Origin of the sequence: Streptomyces sp. NPDC048275 (genome assembly GCF_040652275.1) — a bacterium.
Lineage (GTDB): Bacteria > Actinomycetota > Actinomycetes > Streptomycetales > Streptomycetaceae > Streptomyces.
Window position 1 is genome coordinate 47,180 of the sequence record NZ_JBEZLR010000063.1, and the last position, 12,697, is coordinate 59,876.

At 71.5% G+C, this 12,697-nt stretch carries 8 protein-coding genes and 2 pseudogenes; 5 read left to right on the top strand and 5 right to left on the bottom strand.

Features of this window, described 5'->3' with window-relative positions:
• The first annotated feature begins 98 nt into the window (after positions 1 to 98).
• Positions 99 to 1,213 (top strand): annotated as a pseudogene (locus tag AB0D57_RS30605) (adenosine deaminase).
• A 26-nt stretch (positions 1,214 to 1,239) separates the two neighbouring features.
• A complete protein-coding gene (locus tag AB0D57_RS30610) occupies positions 1,240 to 1,935 on the top strand; it encodes a glycerophosphodiester phosphodiesterase (RefSeq protein WP_362080114.1) in 696 nt (231 codons plus the stop codon).
• On the opposite strand, the gene AB0D57_RS30615 is transcribed toward AB0D57_RS30610, so the two are convergent.
• Positions 1,936 to 3,639: a sigma-70 family RNA polymerase sigma factor gene (locus AB0D57_RS30615; protein WP_362080117.1), complete on the bottom strand. Its 1,704-nt coding sequence runs from the start codon at positions 3,637 to 3,639 to the stop codon at positions 1,936 to 1,938.
• Positions 3,636 to 4,907, bottom strand: a complete 1,272-nt coding sequence (locus tag AB0D57_RS30620; protein ID WP_362080120.1) for an alginate lyase family protein — start codon at positions 4,905 to 4,907, stop codon at positions 3,636 to 3,638. The genes AB0D57_RS30615 and AB0D57_RS30620 overlap by 4 nt, the downstream gene beginning before the upstream one ends.
• Before the next feature lie 245 nt (positions 4,908 to 5,152).
• Between AB0D57_RS30620 and AB0D57_RS30625 the strand changes: the two genes are divergently transcribed.
• On the top strand, positions 5,153 to 6,310 hold the full coding sequence (locus AB0D57_RS30625) for a serine hydrolase domain-containing protein (RefSeq protein ID WP_362080123.1): 1,158 nt from the start codon (positions 5,153 to 5,155) through the stop codon (positions 6,308 to 6,310).
• A 232-nt stretch (positions 6,311 to 6,542) separates the two neighbouring features.
• A complete protein-coding gene (locus AB0D57_RS30630) occupies positions 6,543 to 9,689 on the top strand; it encodes a BTAD domain-containing putative transcriptional regulator (protein ID WP_362080126.1) in 3,147 nt (1,048 codons plus the stop codon).
• On the opposite strand, the gene AB0D57_RS30635 is transcribed toward AB0D57_RS30630, so the two are convergent.
• The 3 genes from AB0D57_RS30635 to AB0D57_RS30645 form a co-directional block, all read right to left on the bottom strand.
• On the bottom strand, positions 9,670 to 10,461 hold the full coding sequence (locus AB0D57_RS30635) for an ABC transporter permease (protein ID WP_362080129.1): 792 nt from the start codon (positions 10,459 to 10,461) through the stop codon (positions 9,670 to 9,672). The genes AB0D57_RS30630 and AB0D57_RS30635 overlap by 20 nt on opposite strands.
• A complete protein-coding gene (locus tag AB0D57_RS30640; RefSeq protein ID WP_362080132.1) occupies positions 10,458 to 11,429 on the bottom strand; it encodes an ATP-binding cassette domain-containing protein in 972 nt (323 codons plus the stop codon). The genes AB0D57_RS30635 and AB0D57_RS30640 overlap by 4 nt, the downstream gene beginning before the upstream one ends.
• Positions 11,430 to 11,553: 124 nt before the next feature.
• Positions 11,554 to 11,913: an ABC transporter permease gene (locus AB0D57_RS30645; protein ID WP_362080135.1), complete on the bottom strand. Its 360-nt coding sequence runs from the start codon at positions 11,911 to 11,913 to the stop codon at positions 11,554 to 11,556.
• Positions 11,914 to 12,300: 387 nt separating this feature from the next.
• Between AB0D57_RS30645 and AB0D57_RS30650 the strand changes: the two are divergent.
• Positions 12,301 to 12,697 (top strand): annotated as a pseudogene (locus AB0D57_RS30650) (transposase); the annotation flags it as partial.

Sequence of the window (12,697 nt, forward strand, 5' to 3'; positions counted from 1 at the left end):
CTCTGTCGTACACCTGTCGTACGTTCGGTCATGCTACGGCCCGGTCCTGCCCCTGGCGGACCGCGGCCTACGATGATCCCCGAGTCACCGATCAGCCGATCACCCGCGTCCCCGCCGACCATGGCCCGGGGGCGCCGTTCCCGGGGAGGAACCCTTGACCGACCACCTCAACACCCAGGCCACCCGCGATCTGCACGCCTTCATCGCCGGGCTGCCCAAGGCCGAACTGCACGTGCACCACGTCGGCTCCGCCTCCCCGCGCATCGTCTCGGCCCTCGCCGCCCGCCACCCCGACTCCAAGGTGCCGACGGACCCCGAGGCCCTCGCGGACTACTTCACGTTCACGGACTTCGCCCACTTCATCGACATCTATCTGTCCGTCGTCGACCTCATCCGCACCCCGGAGGACGTCCGGCTGCTGACGTACGAGGTCGCCCGGGACATGGCCCGCCAGCAGGTCCGTTACGCCGAGCTGACCATCACCCCGTGGTCCTCCACCCGCCGCGGCATCGACGAGCGCGCCTTCATGGACGCGATCGAGGACGCCCGCAAGGCGGCGGAGGCCGAGCTCGGTGTCGTACTGCGCTGGTGCTTCGACATTCCCGGCGAGGCGGGCCTCGAGGCGGCCGAGGAAACGGTACGGCTCGCCACCGACGAGCGGCTGCGCCCCGAGGGGCTGGTCTCCTTCGGGCTGGGCGGGCCCGAAATCGGCGTACCGCGGCCGCAGTTCAAGCCGTACTTCGACCGGGCGATCGCGGCCGGGCTGCGATCGGTGCCGCACGCCGGTGAGACGACGGGCCCGGAGACGGTCTGGGACGCGCTCACCGACCTGCGCGCCGAGCGCATCGGACACGGCACGAGCTCCGCCCAGGACCCCAAGCTGCTCGCGCACCTCGCCGAGCACCGCATCGCCCTGGAGGTCTGCCCGACCTCCAACATCGCCACCCGCGCGGTCCGCACCCTCGACGAGCACCCCATAAAGGAGTTCGTACGGGCCGGAGTTCTGGTCACCATCAACTCCGACGACCCGCCGATGTTCGGCACCGACCTCAACAACGAGTACGCGGTCGCCGCCCGTCTCCTCGAACTCGACGAGCAGAGCCTCGCCGCGCTCGCCAAGAACGCGGTCGACGCGTCCTTCCTCGACCCGGCCGGAAAGACGAAGCTCGCCGAGGAGATCGACACCTACGCCTCGACCTGGCTCGCGCTCTGACACACCGCACCACCACAATGGGCCCCATGCGCACCGTGACTGCCGTCGCTCATCGCGGCGACCCCTATCGCGTCCGCGAGAACACGATCGACTCACTGCGTTCCGCGCTCCAACTGGGCGCGGACGCGGTCGAGATCGACGTACGGACGACTCGCGACGGCGTGCCCGTTCTGCTGCACGACGAGACGCTGAAGCGGTTGTGGGAGCTGGAGCGGCCACTGCGGTCCCTCTCCTGCGACGAGTTGCGGGGACTCACGGACGGCGGCGTGCCGACGCTCGTGGACGCGCTGGCCGCGACCGGGGACAGCCGGATCATGGTCGATCTGCCGGGTGCGGCGAACGCGCGGGCCGTACGCCGGGTCGTGGACGTCATTCGCGAGTGCGGGGCCGAGGACCGGGTGTACTACTGCGCCGATGCCCAGGCCATGCTCGCGGTGCGGGCGGCCGACCCGGCGGCGGAGATCGCGCTCACCTGGACGACGCTCGCGCCGCCGCGCCCCGCCCTGCTCGAGGCGGTGCGCCCCCGCTGGCTCAACTACCGCTTCACCCTGGTCGACCGCGCCCTCACGGCCCACGTCCACCGCAACGGCCACCTCCTCTCCGTCTGGACCCCCGACACCCGCCGCTCCATGCGCCGGCTGCTCGACATGGGGGTGGACTCGATCACGACGAACCGCGTCGACACGCTGTACGCCCTGCGCAAGGCGTGGTCAGGGGAGTAGTCAGGGAGTGGTGACGTCGGACCGCTGCGGGACGGTCGCGGGATCGGTGGGGGTGGAGCGGGTCAGGTACTGCGGTGCCGGAGCGGTGTCCTTGCCGTCGTCGCGGACGAGGCCGTAGCGGACCGCGCCCTCGGCGGGACCCGTGCGGATGTCCTCGGTCGCCCTGTCCCAGGTCGAGGTCTCGACGAAGAGGTTGTAGTCGGCGCCGCGTTCGTTCTGGTGGAGGGTGACGGTGCCGTCGACCCAGAAGTACTCGTTCTGCCACATCTGCTGGGTGCCGGACGGCAGGACGGACACGCCGGTGGCCGGGCCTCCCATCCAGGTCGTGCCGTCCGTCGCTCCGGGCTGGACGTCGTCCATGCGGTGGCCGCCGCCCGAGGCGACGTGGAAGAGCTTGCCGCGCAGGCCCGTCCAGGTCGGCATCACCACGCTGCCGGGGCGCTGACCGGGCAGGATCTGCCAGCGGACGCGGAAGTATCCCTGGCCGGTGAGGGTGATCGCCTCGCCGCGGTGGGTCATGCCGGTGGCGGGCGCGCCCGTCGCGCTCACGCCCTTCTCGGCACGCCGGGGCAGCGCGGCGGGGAGCGCGGTCGCGGAGGGCGCGTTGTCGACGGCGTCGACGACCGTGCCGTACAGCTGCGTTTCCACCTCCGGCTTCTTCGCCGTCGACGTCGGCTTCGGCTTCGACTTCGTCGGTGAGGGGCTCGGGGTCGCGGAGGGGGTCCGTGTCGGCGGGCGGGCCGTGCTCGCCGTCGTCGGCTCGGCGGCGCGCGCCGGCGGTTTGTCGGGGGTGTGCGTCACGACGTACGCGCCGCCCGCCACGAGCGTCGCTCCCGCCGTCACCGCGACGGCGGGCTTGGTGAGCACGCCGATCACCTTGGCGGACCAGCCGACGCCGGTGGCGGCCACCGCCGTCTTGCCGCCCAGCGCCAGCGAGAGCGTGAAGCCGACCGGCAGCGGGACGAGCGCGATCCCGACGAGGAGCCGTTCGGCCGGTACGACAGCCTCTCGGACGCCCGAGCAGTACGCGCAGCCCCGGATGTGCCGGGCCAGCCGCTTGCGCCACACCGAGTCGGGACGTCCGTCCCAGCGGGCGGTCACCGACGGCAGGTCCGGGCAGGACGAGTCGAGCGCCCGCACGATGTCGCGCGCGGTCTCCAGCCGCTCCTTCATCCGCTGCACCCGCACCGCCGCGTGCTGTCGGCTGATCCCGCTCGCCGCCGCCAGCTCGCGCCGGGTGAGCTCGCCCGCGACCTCCAGCCACCACAGCGAGAGCAGTTGGCGGTCATCCTCGTCGAGCCACCGCACCGCCTCCGCGACCTCGCGCCGCTGCCCCTCCAACTGAAGCCGCAACACGGTCAGTTCGGCGAAGTCGGCGGCCTGGTCCGCCACGCCGTCGTCCAGCGTCTCGGCGGTGCGGCCGCGGGCCCGCTCGCGTATCTGGCGCATCGCGATGGCGACCAGCCAGGACCGGAAGCTGTCCGGGTCGCGCAGTGAGCCGAGGTTGCCGACGGCGCGCAGCATGGTCTCCTGCACGACGTCGTCGACGTCCGCGTGACCGTTCAGGGCGCGGCCGACGATGTTGTAGACGAGGGGCAGCCAGCCCTCGACCAGTTCGTCGAGGGCACGCCGGTCACCGGCCTGCGCGGCCGAGATGGTCGAACGCCACTGCCGCCCGTCCACGTGCGTCCCTTTCGGTGTCACTTGGCGTAGAGCAGCGTTCCGAATCCGAGCTGGTCGAAGCCACCGCTGTTCGGCCCGTAGTCGCCGCCCCCGCCCTCCGCACGCACCCTTTCAGCCATGGCCGTGATGTACGGCACGGAGAGCCTGCGGCGGCGCGCGTAGTGGTAGTGCAGGATGTCCCAAACCGGGCGAACCTGCCCGCGCCCCATGTCGGAGATCACAGTCTGCTCGTTGTACTTACCGGTGCCGGTGCCGCTGCGCCAGGCGTACGTGGTGAAGGGCACGCTCTGTCCGAGGTTGTACTTGGCGACGTACTGGGCGGCCTTCATGAACCGGTTGTCGTCGTAGCCGTACAGGTCGACGCCCTGGTTCCAGGCCATCTCGCAGATCGCGCCCATCTGGCCCATGCCCATCATGGTGTGTCCCTGGTCGCGGCCGCTCTCCTGCCACTGGGCGAGGCCCTCGGACTCGTAGACGAACGGGGTGGCGTTCTTCAGGGAGCCGTTGCCGGCTCCGTGCTTCATGTACGTGATCGCGCGGTCGAACTCCGTCCGGTCGTCGCACAGGATGCCGATCGCCATGATCGAGGCGACGTTGCAGAGGTCCCAGTTCGCCCAGTAGTTGGTGATGACCGCGTCGTTGTGGGTGGCCAGGAACTGACGGTTCATCGGGGAGAAGACCCTCAGCATCATCTTCTTGAACCGGGCCAGGTCGAAGCCGTCGTAGCCGCGCATGAGTTCGGCGGCGTTGGCGAACTGGTAGCCGTAGATCCCGGCCGCCAGGAACCGGTCGGCGTTCCCGGTGAGCGTGGTGAGCGTGGCCGACCAGGCGTTGAGGATGTCGCGTGCGGCGTCGCCGTTCGCCCTTGTCCCGGCGATCTTCCAGCGCAGGGCGTTCTGGTAGGCCGCGTGAATGTCGTGGTAGAGGATGCCGTAGTTCTGGCCGGTGCCGCCACGGACGATCGTGGCTTGCGGGTTGGCCTTCCAGGTGCTGCGGGAGTGCGCGTTGGCGGTGAGCCTGTCCCAGCCGGACAGCCAGGGCTGCGCCTTCGCCGCCACGCGCACCTTCGCACGGTTGAGCTCGCCGTGGGCGTGCAGCAGGCCCGGGTGGGCGAAGGCCGTGGGCGCCGCGTCCGCGTTGTCTCCGCCGGACATCACGAGCAGCGCGCCACCACCGACGGCCGCGGTGGCGGCAAGGCCACCGCCGATGCCCAGCAGACCGCGGCGGGTCAGGCGGTGCTTGTTCTCACGCTTGGGCTCGGATGTGGTCGGGCGCTTGTGCGCGGGCATGGCGGTTGCTCCTGTGCGAAGAGGTGGTCCTTACACACAGGAGACGGACGGCCGCCCTCCGCGATAACAGTTTTTTCGCACCTCTCTTCGCCGGACCTTAGTGGCAACCCCTGACAACACCCGTACGCGGGAAGGGAGTTGATCCGGGTCGACATCAGGGGTGGGGCCCTCCTCGGTGACGATCCGTGAGAGCCCGCGCGGTCACAGGATGAACCCATCGCACCGCCCACACTCAGGAGCAGCAGATGCCCGTCCGCACCAGAACCGTCACGGCTGTCGCCGCAGCCCTCGTCCTCGGCCTGACGGCCGGCCCACTGGCCGTGCCCGCCGTCGCCTCGACCTCCGTGACCGCGCGCCCCGCCACGGCCGGCCCGGACGCCGCGGCCTTACGCGCCGCGCTCGCCGGGCTGCCGGACGCCGACGCGACAGCCGCGCTCGTACGCGTCGGGGGCAGCGACGGCCGCTGGAGCGGGAGTGCCGGAGTGCACGATCTGGCGACCGGCCGGAAAGCGGACCCGAACGCTCTCTTTCGAGCCGGTTCGACGACGAAGGTGGTCACGGCCGCGGTGGTGCTCCAGCTCGCGGCGGAGGGAAAGGTCGATCTGGGCGCGCCGGTGCAGCGCTACCTTCCGGGGCTGCTCTCCCCCGCCTTCAAGCCCATCTCCGTACGGCAGTTGCTGAACCACACCAGCGGCATCCAGCCGGGTGACGGATTCGGCGAATCCTTCGAGGACGTGTACGCACACCGCTTCGACACCCTCACGCCCGAGCAGGTCGTCGCCACGGCCGTCGCAAAGGGCCCGGAGTTCCGCCCGGGCAGGAAGCAGCACTACCTCAACATCAACTACACGGTCCTCGGCATGCTGATCGAGAAGGTCACGGGGCACTCGTACGCGTCCGAGGCGACCCGGCGCGTGCTGCGGCCCGCCGGGATGCGTCACACGTACTTCCCCGGCACCGATCCCCGCATCCGGGGGCCGCACAACCACGGCTACCAGGCGGTGCGACAGGCGGACGGCACGACGAGGTTCGTCGACGTCACCGACTGGAACCAGGCCGATCGCTGGGCGGCGGGCGACATGATCTCCACGACGGAGGACCTGGAGCGGCTGATCACCCACCTCTTCCGCGGCGACCTCGTCCCGAAGCCGCAGCTGAAGGAGATGTTCACGGTCCCCTCGCACATCAAGGGCGCGGACATGAGCGCCGGGCTCCAGCGTTTCGAGTACGGGGGGAAGGTCTACTGGCTCAAGTCCGGCGCCCGGTACGGCTACACAGCGATCGTCGCGGCCACCCGCGACCTCTCCCGCACGCTGGTCTACTCGGTCAACTCCACGGACGCGAAGGGCGAGGAGATGAATCCGGTGGCGGAGCGCATCGCGTTGGCGGCGCTCAAGGAGTGACGGAGAGGGCACCTGGTGCCGGCGGCCCAGGAGGCGAGGAAACGCGGGGCGGTCGGTCACCGAGCGTGCAAGAAGTTCCTTGCCGGACCGCGTACGAGAGGCGACGGCTCCGTGGGTGTCGCAACGGTGGAGGAAAAGGTAACGGCTGGTGCGGGTACGGCAGTTGCCCGCGCTGCGGGAGTTCGGCCCGCGACGGTGGTTGCGGCGGCCGGGCCTTGGCTAGTCTGCACGGATGACCACCGATCTGACCCTGCTGCCGCGTGTCGCCTATCGCGGACAAGAGGTCACCGCGCCCCGGCTCCGCGGTCTCCTCGCGCTGCTCGCGGGCGACTTGCGCACGGGTTGCAGCACCGAGCGTCTTGTGGCAGGGCTGTGGCCGGACGAGTTGCCCGAGCGGCCGGGAAAGGCGGTGCAGGTCCTCGTGTCCAGGGCGCGGGCGCAGCTGGACGCCGACGTCCTCGTCAACACACCGACCGGATACCGGCTCACACTCGCCGAGGACCAGGTCGACAGCTCCGCCCTCCTGCTGCACGCCGCCGCCAGCGCGGACCGGGCCAGGGCCGGGGACCACGCGGGATCGCTGGCTGCGGCCGACGCCGGGCTCGCGCTGTGGGAGGGCACTCCTGACGGGGCCGGCGGGCCCGGCGAAAGCACAGACCCCGTAGCCGCGTTGCGCACCGAGCGCGCCCCCGTCCGCGGCACGCTCGTACGCGCGCAGGCGCTCGCGCTCGCCCGGCTGGGGCGGCACGCGGAGGCGGCCGGGCCGCTGGCCGTGGCCGCCTCGGAGCATCCGCGCGACGAGGAGATACTCGCCGAGCTGCTGCGCGGCGAGGCGGCGACGGTGGGCCCGTCCGCCGCGTTGATGCGGTACGAGGCGTACCGCCGTGAGCTGCGCGACGAGCTCGGCACGGATCCGGGCGCCGCGCTCAAGGCCGTACAGCGGGAGTTGCTGCGCGGCGAGGCGCCTGTGGTCAGGCACGGCGTGCCGCACGAGCCGAACCCGCTGCTCGGACGGGACGAGGACATCGCGGCGGTGGAGCGGCTGCTGCGCGCTTCCCGCGCCGTCACGGTCGTCGGCCCCGGCGGCCTCGGCAAGACCCGGCTCGCGCACGCCGTCAGCCGCCGGGGCGAGCAGCGCGTGGTGTATTTCGTGCCGCTCGCCGGCGTCACCACGGACGAGGACGTGGCCGCGGAGGTGGCCTCCGCGCTCGGCACGGGCGAGGGGCGGGCCGGCTCCGTCAGCGGCCACGACCCGGTGCCCGGCATCCTCGGCGTGCTCGGCTCCGGGTCCGCACTGCTGGTGCTGGACAACTGCGAGCAGGTCATCCGGGGCGCCGCCGACCTCGTACAGGCGCTGGTCTCGTCCTCGAAGGACCTGCGGGTGCTCGCCACCAGCCGGGCCTCCCTCGGCCTGACATCGGAGGCGGTGTACGCGCTGCCGGAGCTCGGTCTTGACACCTCGGTCGAGCTGTTCACGCAGCGGGCCCGGGCCGCCCGGCCCGGCGTGGAGCTGCCGCCGGACGTGGTGGCCGAGCTGTGCCGTCACCTCGACGGGCTGCCGCTCGCCGTGGAGTTGGCCGCGGCGCGGGTGCGGGTGCTTTCGGTTCCGGAGATCGCCCGCCGCCTCGGCGACCGGTTCGCGCTGCTGCGCGGCGGGGTGCGAGGCATGCCGGAGCGCCACCGCACGCTGCACGCGGTCGTGGAGTGGAGCTGGAACCTGCTCGCCAAGGACGCCAGGGCAGCGCTGCGCACGCTGTCCGTCTTCCCCGGCGGCTTCACCGGTGAGGCGGCGGAGCACGTGCTGGGTGCGGATGCGCTGTTTCTGCTGGAGCAGTTGGCCGATCAGTCCCTGCTCACCGTCGCCGACACCCCGGCCGGCGTGCGGTTCCGGATGCTGGAGACCGTACGGGAGTTCAGCGCGGCCCGGCGCGCGAAGGCGGGCGAGGACGAGGAGGCCATCGGCCGGTTCCTCGCCTGGGCGCGGGGCTTCGGGGTCGCCTACCACGACTGGTTCTTCGGCTCGGAACCGAGGGCCGCCTGGGAGCGGATCAGGGCCGAGCAGGACAACCTCGTGCTGGCCCTGCGGCACGCCCTGGCCCGTACGGACGGCCCCACCATCGCCGCCCTCACCGCGGTCCTCGCCGCCCTGTGGTCCACCGGCTCCAACTACCCCCGCCTCACCGCCCTCGCCGCAGACACCGGCCCACCGCTGTCGCACTACTACCCCGAGCCCGAATACGTCGAAGTCGCCCGCGCCGCCGCGGTGTTGTGCACGGCGACCCTGTTCATGGGCTACGGCCCGCACGTCGTACGCCAGCTCGTCACCCTCCGGCGGCTGCCCCCGGCCCCGCCGGACACGCTGCTGCGCGCCACCGCGGCGGTGCTGAGCGCGGTCCCCGAGATGCTGCCTCCCGACTACGAAGTGCTGCAGGGGCTCTGCGACAGCGAGCAGCCGCTGCTCGCCGGCGTCGCCGAGTGCATCGCCACCTACGTCTGGGAGCAGGAGCACGACATCGACCGCGCGCTCGCCTCGGCTCGCCGGATGATCACTGCACTGACGCCGGTCGACAACCCGTTCATGCAGGTCATGGGCCACGCCCGGCTGGGCGAGCTGTGCTTGCAGATGGAGCAGGGCGAGGCCGCGTACGAGCACCTCAAGGCGGCGCTCGAGGCGCTGCCGCGGCTCGGCGACGAGCACGACTCCATCGGCGTCCGCTGGGGCCTCGTCCTCGCCTGCCTGCAGCGCGGCGACCCCGACGAGGCCGAGTACTGGCTGCGGCAGGCGGAGGATGTCAACACCCTGCAGCAGGACGACTCCGACAGCGCCGACCTCGGCGGCCGCGCCGAGGTCGCGCTCGCCCGCGGGCTGACGGAGGTCGGGCTCGGCTTGTGGCGCAGCGCCGTGGAGGGGGTGGCCAAGGCCGGCTCGATGTACAGCGGCGATCCCTTCCTCGACCGGTGGGCACTGCAGGTCCAGTCGACGGCGGTGACGGCGCACGCGCACGTCGGCCGTCTCGAGCTGGTCGCGGAGGTGGTCGACCGGCTGCGGCAGGGGATGCAGACCCTGCTCTCCGGTCCGTCCGGCTCGCCCATGGAGCTCCCTGTGATCGGGACGGTGCTGCACGCCCTCGGCGTGGCGGGGCTCGCCTCCGGTGACGCCGGTGCCGTACGGATGATCGCGCTGGCCGAACGACTGCGGGTACTGCGCGATTACCAGCCGACGATGTCGGCGGACCGCGCCCGGAAGGCGGCCGAGGCCGCCGGGAACGCTGCCAGGGCGGCGTACGCCGACGCGGTGTCGGAGTACGCCGCCCTGGAGCGGGACGAGTTGCGGGAGGCAGCCCGCGCTGTCATGGCGGTTACTTCGGGTCGCGGTTGAACAACGACGTCGACCAGCGGTAGCCGAGCGCGGCCAGGCCGACGCACCAGGCGATCGCGATCCACCCGTTGTTGCCGATCTCGGTGCCGAGCAGCAGGCCGCGCAGGGTCTCGATGGCCGGCGTGAACGGCTGGTACTCGGCGATCGGCTGGAACCAGCCCGGCATCGTGTCGGCCGGGGTGAAGGCGCTCGAGATGAGCGGGAGGAGGATCAGCGGAGTTGCCATGTTGCTGGCGGCCTCGGGGTTCGGGCTGGCCATGCCCATCCCGACCGCGATCCAGGTGAGCGCCACGGCGAACAGCGCGATCAGCCCGAACGCCGCCAGCCACTCCAGGGCCGTGGCGTCCGTGGACCGGAAGCCGATGGCCACGGCGACGGCGCCGACGAGGACCAGACTGGCGAGCACCTGCAGCACACTGCCGACGACGTGCCCGATGAGCACAGAGCCGCGGTAGACCGCCATCGTACGGAAGCGGGCGATGAGGCCCTCGGTCATGTCCATGGAGACGGACACCGCGGCCCCGATCACGGTGCTGCCGATGGTCATCACCAGGAGGCCCGGGACGATATAGGCGATGTAGTCGGAGCGGTCCGCGCCGCCGCCACCGATGCCCGCGCTCATCGCGTCGCCGAAGATGTAGACGAAGAGCAGCAGCAGCATGATCGGCGTGAGCAGCAGGTTCAGAGTCATGGACGGGTAGCGCCGTATGTGCAGCAGGTTGCGGCGCAGCATCGTGTTCGAGTCGCGTACGGCGAGGGAGAGGGCGCTCATCGGACATTCTCCTTGGGCTGGTTGGGGACGTTGGCCGGGCTGGTGAGGGCGAAGAACACGTCGTCGAGGTCGGGGGTGTGCACGGTCAGCTCGTCCGCCTCGACGCCGGCCGAGTCCAGCCAGTCGAGGATGGAACGCAGCTCGCGCTGGCTGCCGTCGCTGGGGATCTGCAGCGACAGCGCCTCGTCGTCGGGGGTGGCCTCGCGCAGGGCGACGGCGGCGGACCGGTACGTGGACGGGTCGGTGAAGCGGAGCCGAACGTGCCCGCCCGGGATGAGGCGCTTCAGCTCGTCGGCGGTGCCCTCGGCGACGATCTTCCCGTCGTTCAGCACGGCGATGCGGTCGGCGAGTTCGTCGGCCTCCTCCAGGTACTGGGTGGTGAGGAAGACGGTGACGCCGTCGGAGACCAGCTCGCGGATGATCCCCCACATGTTGTGGCGGCTGCGTGGGTCGAGGCCGGTGGTCGGCTCGTCGAGGAAGATGATCCGCGGGTTGCCGACCAGCGTCATGGCGATGTCGAGGCGGCGCTTCATGCCGCCGGAGTAGGTGGAGACGGGCTTCTTCGCGGCCTCCACCAGGTCGAAGCGGTCAAGGAGTTCGGCGGCGGTGCGGCGGCCCTCGCTGCGGGAGAGGTGGTGCAGGTCCGCCATGAGGAGCATGTTCTCCTCGCCGGTGATCAGGCCGTCCACGGCGGAGAACTGCCCGGTGACGCCGATCGCGGCGCGCACGGCCTGCGGGTCGGTGGCCAGGTCGTGGCCGCCGACGTGCAGGTCGCCGGCGTCGGCGGTGATGAGGGTGGAGAGGATCTTGACGGCGGTGGTCTTGCCGGCGCCGTTCGGGCCGAGCAGGGAGAAGATGGTGCCGGCCGGCACCGCCAGGTCGATGCCGTCGAGGACCGTCTTGTCCCCGTAGGCCTTGCGCAGCCCCTTGGCCGCGATGGCTGGTGAGTGCGATGTCGTTGTCGTCATGCCGAAGAGACTGCGGCAGAGCGCATTCAGCGCGGTTTCAGGCTGCTTTCAGTGCCTTGGAACCGGGCGGCGAAGGGCACGCCCCGTCAACACCGGATCCAGATGCGGAAGTGCCCTGCCGACGTCAGCCCGCCGCGGGCTGAGGCTCGGCCTTCTCCCGCGCGCCGGCCGGAGCCTCGCGCCGGAACACGTCCTTCAGGTAGAGCACGGCGGCGGCGCCTAGGACCCACAGCGGGAGGATCACCAGGGCGCGGGTCAAACCGTCGTTCTCGAACCGGGACAGCCCTTGCATCGCGCGGACGCCGACCCCGACGGGCAGGATCTCGGACAGCGGGCGCAGCCAGTCGGGAAGGTAGGCCGCCGGCATGATCCCGCCGCTGCTGCTGTTGCCGAGAATCAGCAGGAGGATCGAGGCGAGACTGACGCCCGCGGAGCCGCACAGTCGCAGCAGCACCATGGTCGTGCCGCCGACCGCGGCGCCCATCAGCGCGATGACGACGGCTGCGGTCTGCTCGGGCTGTTTTCGATTGCTGCGTGACCTTTGCGGGTGGGGTGCGTTGTGTAGGTGAGTCCGATGATCGGACAACAGGTCGCAACAGGGCGGGGAGGTGGACGGTGCGGCGGAAGATCCAGCTGGGCGAGGGGGAGACGGAGCGCATCGCGTGTGCCTCCGCGTCCGCGTTCAGGGGCCTGGACACGGTGACCGGCGAGGTGCTGGGCGCGGAGGTGCTGGCGGGGCGGGTGGGCTGGCTGACGTCCCTGGTCGAGGCGCTGTGTACCGAGGACCTCCGCGCACTGGAACCGGCCCGACCTTGCGCAACTCGCCTCCGGGACCGACTTCTGCGGGGCCCGGCTGCCGTCGAACGCGTGGATGGCCCTGCGCACCCTGGGATGGGGTGCGGTGGTGCCCGACGGGCTGTATGTGCCGGACCGGGTGCGCAGGGTGGCTGAGGAGCAGGCCGGGCGGGCGCTGCGGTCGGCCTGGTGGCGTAGCGAGATCACCGACGCGGTCCTGGCCACCTGGCCTGTCGGCCCGGATGCCGATCCCCTGCGGCGCACCGAGACCGAGTGGGCGGCGTTGCGGGCGGCGTGTCCGGACGGGCAGGCGGTGGCGGCCTCGGTGCTGCGCGCCCGGACCCGGCAGGTGGTCGCTTTCCAGGCGACGTACGGGTGTCTGCCGGTGGATGTGTGCGCGCTGGAGGGGGCGCCGGGTGGTGGGCGGCAGGTGGTGCTGGCCGCCGCGGACAAGCAACTGTGCACCCTGAGGC

Bases quoted from the DNA above. Each gene is read 5' to 3' on its own strand.
- AB0D57_RS30635 (WP_362080129.1), bottom strand. From the start codon at position 10,461: ATGAGCGCCCTCTCCCTCGCCGTACGCGACTCGAACACGATGCTGCGC.
- AB0D57_RS30625 (WP_362080123.1), top strand. From the start codon at position 5,153: ATGCCCGTCCGCACCAGAACCGTCACGGCTGTCGCCGCAGCCCTCGTC.
- AB0D57_RS30610 (WP_362080114.1), top strand. From the start codon at position 1,240: ATGCGCACCGTGACTGCCGTCGCTCATCGCGGCGACCCCTATCGCGTC.
- AB0D57_RS30630 (WP_362080126.1), top strand. From the start codon at position 6,543: ATGACCACCGATCTGACCCTGCTGCCGCGTGTCGCCTATCGCGGACAA.
- AB0D57_RS30645 (WP_362080135.1), bottom strand. From the start codon at position 11,913: ATGGGCGCCGCGGTCGGCGGCACGACCATGGTGCTGCTGCGACTGTGC.
- AB0D57_RS30620 (WP_362080120.1), bottom strand. From the start codon at position 4,907: ATGCCCGCGCACAAGCGCCCGACCACATCCGAGCCCAAGCGTGAGAAC.
- AB0D57_RS30640 (WP_362080132.1), bottom strand. From the start codon at position 11,429: ATGACGACAACGACATCGCACTCACCAGCCATCGCGGCCAAGGGGCTG.